Origin of the sequence: Roseobacter sinensis, from assembly GCF_025755255.1 — a bacterium.
Classification (GTDB): domain Bacteria; phylum Pseudomonadota; class Alphaproteobacteria; order Rhodobacterales; family Rhodobacteraceae; genus Roseobacter; species Roseobacter sinensis.
Map to the genome: position 1 here is coordinate 152,779 of NZ_JALIEB010000003.1, position 14,913 is coordinate 167,691.

The following is a 14,913-nucleotide window of genomic DNA, read 5'->3' on the forward strand; positions in this document are numbered from 1 at the left end:
CAACTTAAGGTTGTCTATATCTTTGTAGCGCTGTGGCTTTCAGGGCATCCTCTCCATGCTCGGACACAGCCTTCACCCATTCGTGAAACTCGTCTTCGCTGATCTGATACCGCTTGAGCGCATCGGTCTGCGTAATCAACCCATAGGCGACTCCACGCACCACCGCGGCCTTGCGCGAGGCGACCCAACGCTTTGTATTTGCGGGCGGAAGATCGGCTTGTGTCATCACACTCCCATCCGCCAGTGTCACCGATCGGGGCCCATCGACTTTCTTCAGATACATCACTCATACCCATTACAACTCAGTCGGGCAGACCTTGACGCGCGCGCCTTAAAGACCGATGAAGCGCGCTCTTGAGAGTAGTTAGGATTTTCCTATATTTTCGCGGAGTCCCGGAGACAGCCCATGCCGCTCGACCACACTGCCCCTTTGAACTCGCTCGGCTTTCCCAAGCCGCCCGCCGAGACGCGGGTTGTCGTCGCGATGTCCGGTGGCGTCGACAGCTCTGTTGTCGCCGCCATGCTGGCCGAAGAAGGCTATGACGTGGTGGGTGTCACCTTGCAGCTCTACGATCACGGTGCGGCGCTGGCGAAGAAGGGCGCCTGCTGCGCCGGGCTCGACATTCACGACGCCCGCCGCGTTGCCGAGACCATGGGGTTCCCGCACTACGTTCTGGATTATGAGAACATTTTTAAGGATGCTGTGATTGACGAGTTTGCCGACAGCTATCTGGGCGGTGCGACACCTGTGCCCTGCATCCGCTGCAATGAGCGGGTGAAGTTCAAGGATCTGCTGGAAACCGCCAAGGATCTCGACGCCGATTGTATGGCGACGGGCCACTACATCCAGCGCAAGATGGGGCCGCACGGAGCCGAGCTGCACGCCGCCGCAGATGCGGCCCGCGATCAGAGCTATTTCCTGTTCTCCACAACACCGGAGCAACTCGACTTTCTGCGCTTTCCGCTCGGCCATCTCGCCTCCAAGGCCGACACCCGGGCGCTTGCGGCCCGCTACGAGCTCAGCGTGGCGGACAAACCGGACAGCCAGGACATCTGCTTTGTGCCCAACGGCGACTATGCGTCAGTGATCCGCAAGCTACGGCCCGAAGCGGCCGACCCGGGCGAGATCGTGCATGCCGATGGGCGGGTCCTTGGGCACCACGCCGGGGTGATCAACTACACCATCGGGCAGCGGCGGGGCCTCGGCATCGGTGGGCTGGCCGAGCCGCTCTACGTGGTGAAGCTCGATCCGCAGGCCAAGCGGGTCATCGTCGGACCGAAGGAGCTGCTGGCCACGCGCACCGTGCCCGTGCGCGAGATCAACTGGCTTGGCGATGCGCCCTTTACGGCGCGCGAAGCCTGGCCGCTTGCAGTGAAGGTGCGCTCTACCCGGCCGCCGACAGAGGCGGTGCTCCGGCCCATCAGCGCGACCGAAGCGACGGTCGAGCTGCTGACACCAGAGGAAGGCGTGTCGCCCGGGCAGGCCTGTGTCTTCTACGACCCCGACGGGACGCGCATCTACGGCGGCGGTTGGATCCACAAGGGATGAGCCGCCCGCGCCACGCCCGCGTGGCGCCTGTTTGGGCCTTCGGGGCCAAACGCATCGTGTCAGGCGTCAGCCTGGCCGTTTGTCAGAGAGACGCGACAGAACCGCACGTGCAGCCCGCAGGCCCGGGTCATCGCCGCCTTCGCCCAGCCGCTGCATCGTGACCTCCATGGCGGACTGCTGGGCCTCCGGCGCAGCCATCACCTCCAGGATGCCGGCACCGATCTTCTCGGGCGTGCAGTCGGGGCCGAGGAAATCCGGGACCACCCGTGTGTCGGAGACGAGGTTGACCAAAGTCACCGTATCGACCAGTGCCATGGCCTTGATAATATTGAAGGAAAGCCAGTTCATCTTATAGGCGATCACCATCGGCGTGCGCGCCGCCGCCAGTTCCAGCGAGACCGTGCCCGAGGCCGCGAGGGCCACATCCGCGGCCCGGAACGCCGCCCGCTTGATCCGACCCGCCTCCTCCAGCGACATCTGACGCGGGTCGAGCAGCAGGGGTTGCACCGGCCAACCGCGCAGTTTCTCCTGCACCAGATCGGCCACCGGACCAGCCGCTGGGACAACCACCTTCAGGTCGGGATGCGCGGTCAAAACCGGTGCAATGGCCTGCCCGAAGATCTCGCCCAGCCGCTCGACTTCGCCGCGCCGCGAGCCCGGCAACACCAACAAGAGCGGCGCAGACCCGATGGCGTGTTCGGCCCGAAAGGCCTGCGCGTCTGCGTCGGTTGCTTGCGGTTCGGCCACCACGGGATGGCCGACGAAGTCACAGACCATGCCATCGACGCTCATCAAGGGCGGCTCAAACGGGAACAGGGCCAACACATGGTCGATCACCTTCGCCATCTTCTGCGCGCGCTTCGGTCGCCAGACCCAGACGGTGGGCGCCACGTAGTGCACGGTCCGAATGTTGCTGGCCGCCTTGACGCGGCGCGCCACGCGCAACGAAAAGTCCGGGCTGTCGATGGTGATCATGACGTCCGGGGCGGTCTCGATCACGGCCCGCGCGGTTTCGTTGATCCGCGCCATCAGCGCGCGATATTTCGGCAGGATCTCGGCGATGCCCATCACGCTGAGCTCTTCCATGGGGAAGCGGCTGGCGAGCCCCTGCGCCTGCATCTCGGCACCGCCGATCCCGTCGAATCGGACCTTCGGGCAGAGTGCTTTCAGCCCGGCCATCAGCGCCCCGCCCAGCCGGTCGCCCGAAGGCTCGCCCGCGATGATGAACACCCGCATCAGTCCGGTGCGCGCGCCCAAAGCACGAGCCCGGCCGCATCGGCGGCGGCCACTGTCGCTTCAGGCTCCAGAAGGATCACACCGCCGGCTTCGACCACGAGCCCGGCGAGCCCCGCCGCTGCGAGCCCGGCGACCGTCTCGGGCCCGATGGTGGGCATGTCGACGCGCAGGTCCTGGCCGCGCTTCGGCCCCTTCACCAACACGGCGCGGGCCTGGGTCACCGCATCTGGCAGCGTCTTCAGCATGTGATCGGTGCCCCCCAGCGTCTCGATGCCCCAGATCTGCCCGGCGCCCACAACGCAGCCCTGACCGACGTCAAGCGGGGCCAACGCAGCCAGAACCTCGCTGCCGCGCGCCATGTCGGAGGTCATCTGATCATCAGGCTGAGCGGCGCTCAGCACACCTTCGCGGACCAGCAGATCCGGCACCAGCTCGTGCGCGGCGCGGACCGTCAGCCCGGCCTGTTCGAAGACTCCGATCACCGCGCTCAAGGCCCCGTCATCGCCCGAGGCGATGGCCTTCATCAGCGTGGGGACCAGCGGCAGGGTCGCGGCATCGATCTCGCTGGGATCCACCGGCGGACGTTCGATCCCGCCGCAAAAGCAGACTTCCGTGACCCCGCGCGCCTTGAGATCCGCCAGCAGGCTGCCGATCTGTTCGAGACGAAAGGTCAGATCCGCCGCGAGCCCATCCGGCTCGAACCCCTCGAGCACGCAGACCAGCGGCGCATCGGGCACGCTCTGGGCGATGCGGGCGGGCAAACCGCCCCGTCCTGCCACCAGCGCCAGCATCAACCGGGCGTCAGGAAGTGGCGGTCGCTGTCTGCGAGAATGAAATCGACGATCTCGAGCACATAGTCGCTGGTCGTCTCCTCCTTGAGCCGTCGCGCGCGGTCGTGGAAGGTGCCCTCGCCTTGCGCCAGCATCTGGAAGGCAGCTCTCAACGCGGTGATGTCGGCCCGGGCCACGCCGCGCCGCTTGAGCCCCACGAGGTTCAGCCCGTCGAGTTCGCCGCGCGGCGCCTGTACGAGGCCGTATGGAATAACGTCATTCGTGACCATCGTGACCGCGCCGATGATCGCCCCGCGCCCGATCCGCACAAACTGATGCACGCCTGACAGACCGCCGACGATCACATCGTCCTCGATGATGCAATGCCCTGCAATCGCGACGGAATTCACGATGACGCAGTTGTTCCCGATGGTCGCGTCATGCGCAATATGACAGCCCGCCATGAAGAGGTTGTTGTCGCCGACGCGGGTGACGCCGCCGCCGCCTTCGGTGCCGCAGTTCATGGTGACATGCTCGCGAATGCGGTTGCGCTTGCCGACGATGAGCTCGGTCGCCTCGCCCTTGAACTTCAGATCCTGCGGGATCTCGCCGATCACCGCGAAGGGGAAAATGACCGTGCCCTCCCCGATCGCGGTCTGCCCCGTCACGACCACGTGGCTCTTGAGTTCGACACCCGGCCCCAGGGTGACGTTCGGACCTACGCAGCAAAACGGGCCAACCGTGGCGGTCGGGTCGACCTGCGCGCCGGCGTCGATCACCGCACTGGGGTGAATTTTGCTCATCGGCGCTATCCCAGATCCATCATCGCGGTGAACTCGCATTCGGCGGCCATCTCGCCCCCGACCGAAGCCACACCGCCAAACCGCCAGACCTTGCCGCCGGGCTTGCCGCGCAACGTCTCCACCTGCATCTCGAGCACATCGCCCGGCACGACCTTACGGCGGAACTTGGCCTTGTCGATGGCCATGAAATAGACCTTCATGTTTTGATCCGCCATCTCCAGCGACACGCCGACCATCACCGCCGCCGTCTGCGCCATCGCCTCGATGATGGTCACGCCGGGCATGATCGGCAACCCGGGAAAATGCCCCTGAAAATGCGGCTCGTTCATGGTCACATTCTTGAGGCCCTTGGCCGAGGAGGTGCCGTCGATCTCGACGACCTTGTCCACCAAAAGGAACGGATAGCGATGGGGAATGATCCGCTGGATCAACTGGATATCGGCGCTGGTCTGGGTGCCTGTTGCGGGGGTCGTCATCACTGCTGTCCTTTTGTCCTCAAGGGCTTGACCCTCTGCCTAACAACTCAAGCCCAGTGGAGCAAGCGTGGCGCGCACCTGCTATTCGAGCGGCGCGCGCCCGTCGCCGAGGACCGCGTTCAGCCGCTCCGTCGCAAGGTCGGTGATGTCGATGGCGTTGGAACTGAGGAAGAGCGCGCGCTTGTCCATGATCACGGCCGCGCCCGCTTCGCGCATCAGCCCCTCCAGCACGGGCGCCGCGGCGTTGAGAAACACGTTGCGGCGCTGTTCGAAGTCCTGGCTGAGCTCGCGGTTCTTGGCATCCTGCGCGCGGCGTGTGGTCTGGACCTTCTCGTCAAAGGCGTCAGCCAGTGTCCGGAACTCTGCCGGATCCATCGTGGCCCGCTGTTCGGTCAGCGCCTGCTCCTCGGCCTCCAGAGCCTCTTCGATGCGCCGGTTCTCCGCGGCCAGTTCGGCGCCCCGTGCTTCGAACTCCGCGACGGTCTGCTTTCCGAAATCGCTTTCGGAAAACAGCCGGTCGGAATCGATGGTCAGGATCGGGCTTTGGACCGGTCCGATACCCTGTGCGGCCGCCTCGCCGGGCAGCAGCCAGACCCAGGCTGTCAGAACAAGTGCGAGACTGGCGGTCAGCCGTCCCACCGGCTCAGAAGGTCGTGCTCAGCGTCAGCTCGAAGCTCTGATCACGGTCGAAGTCCTCTTTGCGGATTGCCTCGGTAAAGTTGAACCGCAGCGGTCCCACCGGTGTGTTCCACAGAACTGCAAAACCGATCACATGCCGGAACGACCCGCCCTCGCCCACAATCGTGCCGCCAGCGGTGTTCACGTCGCTGAGGTCCCAGAAGTTGCCCACGTCGTAGAAGACGCCCCCGGTGATGCCGTATTCCTCGGGCAGGCCAAGCGGGAATTCGGCCTCGAAGCGCGCAGCCAGATAGAGATTGCCACCCAAGGGATCCTCGCCGCTGACCGAGAGGTCGCGCGGCCCGATGCCGCCTGGCTCGAAGCCACGAATGATGTTGGTGTTGTTCAGGAAGCGGTCGACCGCACGATTGGTCCCATCACTCCAGGTCAGTGCGCCCCCTTCGAGCGAGGCGCGCAGGGTGACCTCTTCGTTGAAGACCTTGGTCTCCCCAATGGCGCGGGCAATGGTCTGGATGTATTGGCTGTCGCCACCGAGGCCTGCGAAGTCCTGCGAGAACTGCAGCAGGTAGCCCGAGTTGGGGTCAAGCCCGCCGATGCGCGTATCATATGTGAACTGATACCCGATGGAACTGCTGGTCTGCTCGCCCACCGCGATCTCGTTGCCGATCACCACACCGTTCTCCGGCGTCTCGCGTGCAGTCATCTCCGACTGCTCGATGGTATAGCGCAGTTGGAGTGTCGAGCTCTCGCCGACCGGGAAGGTCAGGGACGGCTGCAACAGGATCCGCTCGGTGTCATAGGTGGTGAAGGAGCTGTCCGTCTCCGCCAGTTCGGCCCGCAGCCCAAAGGTCAGGTCGCGCCCAAGGAAGGCCGGCTCCTGGAAGGCGATGCCATAGCGCTCGGAATCCTCAGCCGTCGATACATTGATGCTGAGCCGCTGCCCGCGTCCCAGGAAGTTCTCTTCTGCAAAGCGGATCACAAACCCGAGCCCGTCGTTGTTCGAGAACGATGCCCCGAAGCCGAAGGAGCCGGTGGGTGCCTCTTCCACGTCCACATCCACGACCACCTGGTCCGGGGTCGAGCCTTCGCGTGCATTCACCTCCGCGGTCTCGAAATAGCCCAGGGCCCGGATCCGCTCCGCCGCCTCGCGGATTTCACGCGGGTTGAACGGGTCACCCTCGACGCTGCGGAATTGGCGCCGGATCACCTGGTCCAACGTGGTGGTGTTGCCCTCGATATCGATCCGCTCGACGAACACGCGGGGCCCACGGGTCAGAACATATTCGATGTTCAGAGCGAGGTTGCGGTCGTCGCGGGTGACCCGCGGTTCGACCCGCAGGAAGTCGACGCCATCCCGCAGCGCCTGCCGCTCCATCCGTGCGATGTCGTTTTCCACCAGTGAGGGGGAATAAACCACGCCCGGTCTGATCCTGGCGATCTCGCGATAGAGGTCCGCATCCGCGCCCGGCACGTTGCTTGTGACCGTGATCTCGCCGAAGCGGAACTGCTGACCTTCCTGAACATTGAAGACGAGGAAGTAACCATCGCGCTCTTCAGCGAGTTGTGCGTTCACCGAGTTGACGCGGAAGTCCACATAGCCGCGCGACTGGTAGAAATCGCGCAGCAGCTGCCGGTCGAACTCGATCCGGTCTTCGATCAGCGTATCGGCGCGCACGAAGGCCCGGAAGAAGCCCGCCTGCTTGGTATCGAGCACCCGGCGCAGACGGCGGTCCGAGTACGCACGGTTGCCGACAAAACTCAGCCGTTCGATCTCGATGTTGTCGCCTTCGAAAATCTCGAACACCAGATCGACCCGGTTGTCCGAACGCCGGATGATCGTCGGCGTGACCCGCGCAGACAGCCGCCCCTCGGTGGCATAAGCATCGGCGATCAGCTCTGCATCGCGCTCGGCCTGGGCGGGGTTGAAGACACGCCGCTCGTTCGAGTTGATCGCCGCGGCGAGCGCCTCGTCATCGATCCGCCGGTTGCCCTCGAAACTGATGCGGTTGATGGTGGGGAATTCCACCACCGTGATCCGCAAGCTGTTGCCGCTGGGCGCAAAGTCCACATCTTCGAAAAGCCCTGAGTCGACGAGCCGCTGGAAGGCGGCGTTGAGTTCTGCCGCACTCACGGTCTGGCCCGGCGCGATTCCGGCGCGCGTCAGGATCGCGGCGTCGCCGACACGCAGGTTGCCCTCGACCGTGATCGTGCTCAGCGTGAATTGCTGTGCCTGCACCGGCGTTTGCTGTGCGATCCAAAGTGCTGAAAATGCCAGACAAAATGCGAAAGCGCGCAGCACTGCCTTTACGGAAGTGGTGCGCCCAACAACCCGCGGGCCTGCGCCCCGTTGACCCCAGTTCATGACCTGCCCCGTCCTCAGAGATTTATGGTCATCTGAGTACCGGCAATAGCCCGTCTTGTCAAAACCATGTGGTCGAAAATCGACGGATCACTAAATGAGTGTTGTCGAGGGGTCGCGCACCGATGGCCGAGCGGGACGCTCAGCCGAAGCTTGCGCTGATCCAGGCCCCGGCGCAGAGCGACAGAGCGATCGTTCCCAGGTAAAGCGCGCGATCCCAGTTCAGGTCCATCAGAAGGCTCAGGCCGCCAAAGCTGTTGTGTGTCGGACGCATGTCGTATCTCCGTTCCATGACAGCACCGTAGCGTCCAAATGCGACGGCAGTTTGGCCAAATGTGGCACGATCAGGGCATTTCGCTCCGGTCCCTGAGGTCAGGGACAGAAAATGTCGTTGGCCAGCGCGAAGACCATCAAGGTCAGCACAGTTGCGAGCCCGATGCTCATCAGCACGCGGAGCGCGCGGTCGCTGGGCGGTTTTCCGACCACGGCCTCATAGGCGTAAAACACCAGATGTCCGCCATCGAGAGCGGGCACCGGGAAGAGGTTCAAAAGCCCCACCGCCGTGCTCAGCACCGCGATGAACCAGATGAAGGATTCCGCGCCCTGGCTTGCCATCGCGCCCGAGGTCTGCGCGATGCCAATCGGCCCGCTGAGATTGCAGGTGCTGATCGCTCCGGTGATCATATGCGCAAGCCCGCTGAGCGAGCCTTCGATGATCCGCCCGGTCTGGCGTACGCCGCTTGCAAGCGCCTCGCCGATCCCCGGTGTCTCGGTGGCGGGCTCGAAGGCGAGCCCGCCCGCGATCCCGATCCGCCACTGGGTCTCGAAACCGCCGCCAGGCTGCGGTTCGTCCACCCGCTTGGGTGTGAGTGTGACGTCGATTTCTTCGCCACCCCGCCAGACCCGCAGGGCAAGTGGCGCGCCATTGCCCCCCTCGACCCGCTCTTTCAGCTGGTCGAAGGCGAAAATCGGGTCTCCATCAACGGCGATGATCACATCATCCACTTCCAGCCCCGCACCCATTGCAGCACTCTGAGGGCTGACACCGGAGACGAGCGGTGGCAGCAGATAGGCGCCCGGCACGACCGTTTCATCCCCGTTGCGCCGGACCAGATAGTCCAGCACCGGCTCCTGCGGCAGCGCATCGAGGAAGTCGGAATAGGCTTGTGCGTCTTCTGTCCTGGGAATGGGCACGCCGTTGACGCCGATCACCTCGTCCCCCGTCTCGAGGCCGCGCTGCTCGACCGGCAAGGGCCGCAACTCACCCACTGTGAGCGGATCGCGCGAGACACCGCTTGTGGCGACCACAGCGGCAAACACAAGGATCGACAGGGCGAAATTGAAGATCGGTCCCGCCGCCACCGTTGCCGCCCGCGCCCAGAGCGGCGCACCGTGCATCGTGGCCCGCAGGCGCTCGGGGTCTGCGGCGGCCTCCGCCATCGCGGCGTCGTCCTTGCCCGAGGCCGCATTGGCATCGCCCGCGAACTTCACATAGCCGCCGAATGGCAAGGCCGCGATCTGCCACTTGGTGCCGCGCCGGTCGACCAGCGACCAGAGCACAGGGCCGAACCCGATCGAGAAGACATCCGCATGGATCCCCGACCAGCGGCCCACGATGTAGTGCCCGTACTCGTGAATCGCGACGATCACCGAGAGCGCCAGCACAAAGGCCGCAATGGTCCAGACCAGACCGCCGAACTGCGGGATCAACGCAAAAATATCCAAAATCTACCCTGCTCTTCTGTGAATGACCGCACGCGCCTCTTGCCGCGCGAGATGGTCCACGTATGCCACGTTATCAAGGGTCATGGTGGCATCAATATGACCGGGTGTCGCTGACATCTGCGTCAGAACCTCTTCGACAATGATGGCCATCTCGTTAAAACTGATCTCTTCGGCGATGAAGGCGTCGAGCGCGGTTTCCTTCGCCGCGTTGAAGACGGCCCCCGCCAACCCGCCCGTCTCCATGACCTCGCGCGCCAACCGCAGCGCGGGCCAGCGCGTCTCGCAGGGGGCGCGGAAGCTCAACTGCCCGATCTGCGCGAGGTCCAACCGCTCTACCGGCAGGGTGCGGCGCTCGGGCCAGTGCAGCGCGTAACCGATGGCGTGGCGCATGTCCGCCGGGCCCACATGCGCCATCAGCGCCCCGTCGCGAAAGCCCACCATCGCGTGGATCATCGATTCCGGGTGCACCAGCACCTCGATCTGCCGTGGTGAAACGCCAAAATACTCCCGTGTTTCAATGAGTTCCATCGCCTTGTTAAACATGGAGGCGGAATCGATGGTGATCCGCTGACCCATGTCCCAATTGGGATGGCTGGAGGCTTCGGCCAGCGTGGCATTCTCCAGATCCTCGACGGGCCAGTCGCGGAAGGCGCCGCCGCTCGCGGTGATGATCAGCCGCTCGACCGCCTCCATATCCTCGCCCACGAGCGCCTGAAACACCGCCGAATGCTCGCTGTCGACGGGCAGCAGCCGTGCGCCCTGCGCCTTGGCCGTCGACAGCATCAGCTGCCCGGCACAGACCAGCGATTCCTTGTTGGCCAGCGCCAGGGTGCCGCCCTGCTCCAGCGCCGCAAGCCCCGGGGCCAGCCCTGCCGCCCCCACAATCGCCGACATCACCCAATCCGCCGGGCGTGCCGCGGCCTCGATCACCGCCGCGGTCCCCGCAGCCGCCTCGACGCCGCTCCCGGCAAGCGCAGCGTTCAGCTCGTCCAGCAGATGATCATGCGCCGTCACTGCGATTTCAGCCCTCAAACGACGGGCATCGCGCGCCAGCTGCGCGATGTTGCTGGCGCCCGTCAGCGCGACGACCTGGTAGTCCTCGGGCGCGCGTGCGATCAGATCGATGGTGTTTTGGCCGACGGACCCTGTGGCGCCGAAGATGCTGACCCGGCGCATGTTCACCTCAACATCACGGTGGAGCCGATCAAAGGCCCCCCGATGATCAGCAGGAAGATCGCCGCCCCCAGCATTCCGTCGAACCGGTCCAGCAGGCCGCCATGCCCGGGGATGAGATTCGAGCTGTCCTTGACGCCCACCCGCCGCTTGATCGCGCTTTCGGCGATATCGCCCATCTGGCTGGCCATGGAGACGGCCACGGAAATGCCGATGAGCTGCGGGCCGGCCCCGGTCTTGGCCATGAAGAGCGCGCCGACGATGGCCGCCCCGAGCCAGCCGAAGCCGGTGCCCGCCCATGTCTTCTTGGGGCTGACGCGCGGCCAGAACTTTGGCCCCCCAATCAGGCGCCCGGCAAAATAGCCGACGACATCCGTGGCCACCACCACCGCCACCATCCAGAGCATCCAGTTGAAGCCCAGCGTGTCGCGCACGGCCATCATGCCAAAGCCCGCCAGCAACACCATGACGGTGAAGACCATGTAAATCGTGCGCAGCCGGGTGAGCTGGCCAAAGCCCACCAGCGCCGCGGCCAGCAGGATCGGCAGCGCGAAGCCCGCAGGCAGGTAGCTCGCCAGCAGCAGCGCCGAGCCGGTGAGCAGGCCCATCTGCAGCGGCACCCGGTCGGGCGCGCGGATCATCACCGCCAGCTCCCAGACCATGATCCCGCAGATCGCGGCCACCATCACGTGGAAGATATGGCCCCCGGCCCAGACCCCAGCCAGGCCCAGCACCACCATCGCGGCACCCGAGCCCATGCGGGTCGCCAGATCCGACCACTTCTCCCCCGCCTCCGCCACGCGCGCTTACGCTTTCACGCCGCCATAGCGGCGGTCGCGTCCTCCGAAGGCCGCGCACAGGTGCTGAAACTCGTCCCGGGTGAAATCGGGCCAGAGCGTGTCGATGAACTCGTATTCGGAATAGGCCGACTGCCAGAGCAGGAAGTTGGAAATCCGCGCCTCGCCGCTGGTGCGGATCACCAGATCCGGGTCCGGCAGCACATGCGTGTCGAGATAGCGTGGCAAGGTTTCCTCATCCACATCCTCGGGGCTGAGCTTGCCGGCGGCCACATCCGCCGCCAGCCGCTTGGTCGCGCGCGCCACCTCGTCCCGGCCGCCGTAGTTGATCGCTATGGTCAGATGCACGCGGCTGTTCTGCGCCGTGACCGCCTCCAACTCCCCCATCATCTCCTGCAGCTTGGTGTCGAGCCGCAGCCGGTCGCCGATGAAGCGGACCCGCACCCCGGAGGCAACCAGCGCACGGGTCTCCTTGATGATATAGCGGCGGAACAGGTTCATCAGCCCGGCCACCTCGACCTGCGTGCGCTTCCAGTTCTCGGTCGAGAAAGCGAAGATCGTCAGGTAGTCGACCCCGATCTGCGGACAGGATTCAACGATCTCGCGCACCCGGCGCGCCCCCGCGTGGTGCCCGTAAAGCCGTGGCCGCCCCCGCTGTGTGGCCCAGCGTCCGTTGCCATCCATGATGATGGCCACATGGCGCGGACAGCCCGGGACCAGGTCGACTTTGGGTTGGGGCATGCCCGCCATAATGGTCTCCTGTAGGGCGCGCGGCTGACTGTCAGGCGGCGCCGGGGGTGGCAGATGAGCCCTCTCCGCGGGCGGCCTGCCAGAAATTTGTGACGTGCCTATGGCACATCGAAGATGTCCTCGCGGACGCGTGCGCCCCGATCAGACCTGCATGATCTCGCTCTGCTTGGTCTCCAGCATCTCGTCGATCGACTTGATATGGCGGTCGGTAATCTCCTGCACCTCGCTCTCCCAGAGCTTCTGGTCATCCTCGGAGAGGCCGTCGGCTTTCGCCTTCTTGATCTGGTCCATCCCGTCCCGGCGGACGTTGCGCACCGAAACCCGGGCATTCTCGGCGTATTGCCCGGCCACCTTGGTGAGTTCTCGGCGCCGCTCTTCGTTGAGCTCCGGAATGGGCAGCATGATGATCGTACCGTTGAGCTGCGGGTTGATCCCCAGCCCGCTCTCGCGGATCGCCTTCTCGACCTTGCCCACCAGCGCCTTGTCCCAGACGTTCACGGTGACCATGCGCGGCTCGGGCACGTTTACCGTGCCCACCTGGTTGATCGGGGTCATGGAGCCATAGGCGTCGACCATCACCGGCTCGAGCATCGAGGCCGAGGCGCGCCCGGTGCGCAAGCTCGCGAATTCGGTGCGCAAATTCGCCATAGCCCCATCCATACGCCGCTCCAGATCGTCGGTATCCAGCATAAAATCGTCTGACATAACTTCTTCCTGCCACAAGGTCTTTCCGGGTGCGAACCGCCCGGGATCGTATTTGGCATGTGTATAAAGCAGGAGATATGCGAAAGGCCAGAAGGAGATGCAGTCGATTTGTGTCATACGGGCGCACAATCGCCCGGTCTGGCGGCGCCTAGCCCTGCACCCGCGTATAGGTGCCCTCGCCCGCCAGAATCCCGCGGAACCCGCCCGGCTCGTCCAGCGAAAAGACGAAGATTGGCAGGTTGTTGTCCCGGGCCAGCGCGATGGCGGAGGCATCCATAACCCCCAGCCGCTTGGTCAGCACATCATCGTAGCTCACCTGCTCGTAGCGCTTGGCGTCCGCGTGTTTCGCCGGGTCCTTGTCGTAGACACCATCGACGCCGTTCTTGCCCATGAAGATCGCCTCACAGGACATCTCGTTGGCGCGCAAGGTCGCTGCCGTATCGGTGGTGAAATAGGGGTTGCCGGTTCCTGCTGCGAAGATGCAGACCCGCTTCTTTTCCAGGTGGCGCACAGCCCGGCGGCGGATGTAGGGTTCGGCCACCTCGTTCATGGTGATGGCGCTGATGACCCGCGTGAAGACGCCAAGACCTTCCAGCGCCGATTGCATCGCCAGCGCGTTCATGACGGTTGCCAGCATCCCCATGTAATCCGCCGTTGTCCGCTCCATCCCCTGAGCGGAGCCCTGCAGACCGCGGAACACATTGCCGCCGCCGATCACCATGCAGATCTCGACCCCGAGGTCGTGCACCGACTTGACCTCGCGTGCGATCCGCTCGACCGTCGGCGGGTGCAACCCGAACCCCTGATCTCCCATCAACGCCTCGCCCGAGATTTTCAGCATCACCCGTTTGAATTTGGCCTGCGGCTCGGCGTCGGACATGAAATGGGCTCCTGCTGCGTGGGGTTTTGTTTCGCGGCAAAATGTCCGAAAAGCAGGCGGACTGCAATGCACCCCCCAAGCAGGATGGCAAGAAAATGGTCGCCGGCCTCTCCGCCCCTCTGACGCGCCTGATTGCGGGGCTGTCGCCCAGCCGTCCGGTGCTCATCGCAGGACCCACGGCGTCGGGAAAATCGGCGCTGGCGCTCGAGATTGCGGCACTGCAGGGCGGTGTGATCGTGAACGCCGATGCGAGCCAGGTCTATGACTGCTGGCGAGTCGTGACCGCGCGCCCCTCAGAGGACGAGATGGCCCGCGCGCCGCACCGCCTCTATGGCCATCTGGCGGCTGACGCGCCCTACTCCGCCGGCCACTGGCTGCGAGAGGTTGCGCCGCTGCTCACCGGCGCAAGGCCGATCGTCGTGGGCGGGACAGGCCTGTACTTCACTGCGCTGACGCGGGGCCTTGCGGATATCCCGACCATACCGCCTGAGGTGCGGGTCACTGCGGATGCGATGCCGCTCGATGCGCTGCTGGCTGATCTCGACCCCGAAACGGCCGCGCAGATCGACACGGCCAACCGCGCCCGGGTGCAGCGCGCCTGGGAAGTGCTGCGGTCGACAGGGCGTGGTCTGCGCAGCTGGCAGGTCGAGACCGCGCCGCCTCTGTTGCCGGAAAGTGTGGCTCACACGCTGGTGTTCGATGTTTCGAAGGACTGGCTGCTGGATCGCATCGCGCAGCGCTTTGACCAGATGCTGGCGGAGGGCGCGCTGGACGAGGCGCGCGCGGTGCTGCCCGATTACGACCCGGGGCTGCCTGCGCACCGCGCCATCGGGGCGCCGGAACTGATCGCTCATTTGCGCGGCGAGATCACGCTGGAGGAGGCGCGCGACAGCGCCATCATCGCCACCCGGCAATTCGCGAAACGGCAGCGCACGTGGTTCCGCTCAAAAATGTCGCGCTGGCAGCCTGTTTCTCCTGTTTAGGCCGGATTTTGCCCATGGCTGAGAGGTCAAGTGACCTCTGCTCGCGTTAAGATTACGGTAATTTAATT

The 14,913-nt window shown here is 64.8% G+C and carries 16 protein-coding genes; 2 read left to right on the forward strand and 14 right to left on the reverse strand.

Annotated elements, in window-relative coordinates:
* Positions 1-4: 4 nt before the first annotated feature.
* The gene (gene sciP, locus MUB52_RS05970; RefSeq protein ID WP_263843287.1) at positions 5-283 is read right to left on the reverse strand and encodes a CtrA inhibitor SciP; all 279 of its coding nucleotides are present in this window, start codon (positions 281-283) and stop codon (positions 5-7) included.
* Positions 284-406: 123 nt separating this feature from the next.
* On the opposite strand from sciP, the gene mnmA reads away from it, so the two are divergent.
* Positions 407-1,549 (forward strand): tRNA 2-thiouridine(34) synthase MnmA, encoded by a 1,143-nt coding sequence (mnmA, locus tag MUB52_RS05975; RefSeq protein WP_263843288.1) that lies wholly within the window; start codon positions 407-409, stop codon positions 1,547-1,549.
* A 66-nt stretch (positions 1,550-1,615) separates the two neighbouring features.
* On the opposite strand, the gene lpxB is transcribed toward mnmA, so the two are convergent.
* The 13 genes from lpxB to pyrH form a co-directional block, all read right to left on the reverse strand.
* The gene (lpxB, locus tag MUB52_RS05980) at positions 1,616-2,785 is read right to left on the reverse strand and encodes a lipid-A-disaccharide synthase (protein ID WP_263843289.1); all 1,170 of its coding nucleotides are present in this window, start codon (positions 2,783-2,785) and stop codon (positions 1,616-1,618) included.
* Positions 2,785-3,576, reverse strand: coding sequence for an LpxI family protein (locus MUB52_RS05985; RefSeq protein ID WP_263843290.1), 792 nt, complete (start codon positions 3,574-3,576; stop codon positions 2,785-2,787). The genes lpxB and MUB52_RS05985 overlap by 1 nt, the downstream gene beginning before the upstream one ends.
* A complete protein-coding gene (lpxA, locus tag MUB52_RS05990) occupies positions 3,576-4,358 on the reverse strand; it encodes an acyl-ACP--UDP-N-acetylglucosamine O-acyltransferase (RefSeq protein ID WP_263843291.1) in 783 nt (260 codons plus the stop codon). The genes MUB52_RS05985 and lpxA overlap by 1 nt, the downstream gene beginning before the upstream one ends.
* 5 nt (positions 4,359-4,363) lie before the next feature.
* Positions 4,364-4,834 (reverse strand): 3-hydroxyacyl-ACP dehydratase FabZ, encoded by a 471-nt coding sequence (gene fabZ / locus MUB52_RS05995; RefSeq protein ID WP_263843292.1) that lies wholly within the window; start codon positions 4,832-4,834, stop codon positions 4,364-4,366.
* Positions 4,835-4,915: 81 nt separating this feature from the next.
* A complete protein-coding gene (locus MUB52_RS06000; RefSeq protein ID WP_263843293.1) occupies positions 4,916-5,473 on the reverse strand; it encodes an OmpH family outer membrane protein in 558 nt (185 codons plus the stop codon).
* Between the two features lie 4 nt (positions 5,474-5,477).
* On the reverse strand, positions 5,478-7,835 hold the full coding sequence (bamA, locus tag MUB52_RS06005; protein WP_263843294.1) for an outer membrane protein assembly factor BamA: 2,358 nt from the start codon (positions 7,833-7,835) through the stop codon (positions 5,478-5,480).
* A gap of 139 nt (positions 7,836-7,974) precedes the next feature.
* Positions 7,975-8,106, reverse strand: a complete 132-nt coding sequence (locus tag MUB52_RS06010; protein ID WP_263843295.1) for a hypothetical protein — start codon at positions 8,104-8,106, stop codon at positions 7,975-7,977.
* A 98-nt stretch (positions 8,107-8,204) separates the two neighbouring features.
* Positions 8,205-9,557, reverse strand: a complete 1,353-nt coding sequence (gene rseP, locus MUB52_RS06015; protein ID WP_263843296.1) for an RIP metalloprotease RseP — start codon at positions 9,555-9,557, stop codon at positions 8,205-8,207.
* A 3-nt stretch (positions 9,558-9,560) separates the two neighbouring features.
* A complete protein-coding gene (gene dxr / locus MUB52_RS06020) occupies positions 9,561-10,733 on the reverse strand; it encodes a 1-deoxy-D-xylulose-5-phosphate reductoisomerase (RefSeq protein ID WP_263843297.1) in 1,173 nt (390 codons plus the stop codon).
* 2 nt (positions 10,734-10,735) lie between these two features.
* Positions 10,736-11,488: a phosphatidate cytidylyltransferase gene (locus MUB52_RS06025; protein WP_404818200.1), complete on the reverse strand. Its 753-nt coding sequence runs from the start codon at positions 11,486-11,488 to the stop codon at positions 10,736-10,738.
* 48 nt (positions 11,489-11,536) lie between these two features.
* Positions 11,537-12,277: a polyprenyl diphosphate synthase gene (gene uppS / locus MUB52_RS06030; RefSeq protein ID WP_263843299.1), complete on the reverse strand. Its 741-nt coding sequence runs from the start codon at positions 12,275-12,277 to the stop codon at positions 11,537-11,539.
* Positions 12,278-12,418: 141 nt separating this feature from the next.
* Positions 12,419-12,982 carry a ribosome recycling factor gene (gene frr, locus MUB52_RS06035; protein WP_263843300.1) on the reverse strand — a complete coding sequence of 188 codons (564 nt, stop codon included), beginning with the start codon at positions 12,980-12,982 and terminating at the stop codon, positions 12,419-12,421.
* Between the two features lie 148 nt (positions 12,983-13,130).
* Positions 13,131-13,862 (reverse strand): UMP kinase, encoded by a 732-nt coding sequence (gene pyrH, locus MUB52_RS06040; RefSeq protein ID WP_263843301.1) that lies wholly within the window; start codon positions 13,860-13,862, stop codon positions 13,131-13,133.
* A 95-nt stretch (positions 13,863-13,957) separates the two neighbouring features.
* Here pyrH and miaA point away from each other — a divergent pair, with 95 nt between their 5' ends.
* On the forward strand, positions 13,958-14,845 hold the full coding sequence (miaA, locus tag MUB52_RS06045) for a tRNA (adenosine(37)-N6)-dimethylallyltransferase MiaA (protein ID WP_263843302.1): 888 nt from the start codon (positions 13,958-13,960) through the stop codon (positions 14,843-14,845).
* The last annotated feature ends 68 nt before the right edge of the window (positions 14,846-14,913 follow it).

What these genes read in the sequence shown, in the direction of transcription:
- sciP (WP_263843287.1), bottom strand. Translation starts at nt 283, where the DNA reads ATGTATCTGAAGAAAGTCGATGGGCCCCGATCGGTGACACTGGCGGAT.
- mnmA (WP_263843288.1), top strand. Translation starts at nt 407, where the DNA reads ATGCCGCTCGACCACACTGCCCCTTTGAACTCGCTCGGCTTTCCCAAG.
- lpxB (WP_263843289.1), bottom strand. Translation starts at nt 2,785, where the DNA reads ATGCGGGTGTTCATCATCGCGGGCGAGCCTTCGGGCGACCGGCTGGGC.
- MUB52_RS05985 (WP_263843290.1), bottom strand. Translation starts at nt 3,576, where the DNA reads ATGCTGGCGCTGGTGGCAGGACGGGGCGGTTTGCCCGCCCGCATCGCC.
- lpxA (WP_263843291.1), bottom strand. Translation starts at nt 4,358, where the DNA reads ATGAGCAAAATTCACCCCAGTGCGGTGATCGACGCCGGCGCGCAGGTC.
- fabZ (WP_263843292.1), bottom strand. Translation starts at nt 4,834, where the DNA reads ATGACGACCCCCGCAACAGGCACCCAGACCAGCGCCGATATCCAGTTG.
- bamA (WP_263843294.1), bottom strand. Translation starts at nt 7,835, where the DNA reads ATGAACTGGGGTCAACGGGGCGCAGGCCCGCGGGTTGTTGGGCGCACC.
- MUB52_RS06010 (WP_263843295.1), bottom strand. Translation starts at nt 8,106, where the DNA reads ATGCGTCCGACACACAACAGCTTTGGCGGCCTGAGCCTTCTGATGGAC.
- dxr (WP_263843297.1), bottom strand. Translation starts at nt 10,733, where the DNA reads ATGCGCCGGGTCAGCATCTTCGGCGCCACAGGGTCCGTCGGCCAAAAC.
- MUB52_RS06025 (WP_404818200.1), bottom strand. Translation starts at nt 11,488, where the DNA reads ATGGGCTCGGGTGCCGCGATGGTGGTGCTGGGCCTGGCTGGGGTCTGG.
- uppS (WP_263843299.1), bottom strand. Translation starts at nt 12,277, where the DNA reads ATGGCGGGCATGCCCCAACCCAAAGTCGACCTGGTCCCGGGCTGTCCG.
- frr (WP_263843300.1), bottom strand. Translation starts at nt 12,982, where the DNA reads ATGTCAGACGATTTTATGCTGGATACCGACGATCTGGAGCGGCGTATG.
- pyrH (WP_263843301.1), bottom strand. Translation starts at nt 13,862, where the DNA reads ATGTCCGACGCCGAGCCGCAGGCCAAATTCAAACGGGTGATGCTGAAA.
- miaA (WP_263843302.1), top strand. Translation starts at nt 13,958, where the DNA reads ATGGTCGCCGGCCTCTCCGCCCCTCTGACGCGCCTGATTGCGGGGCTG.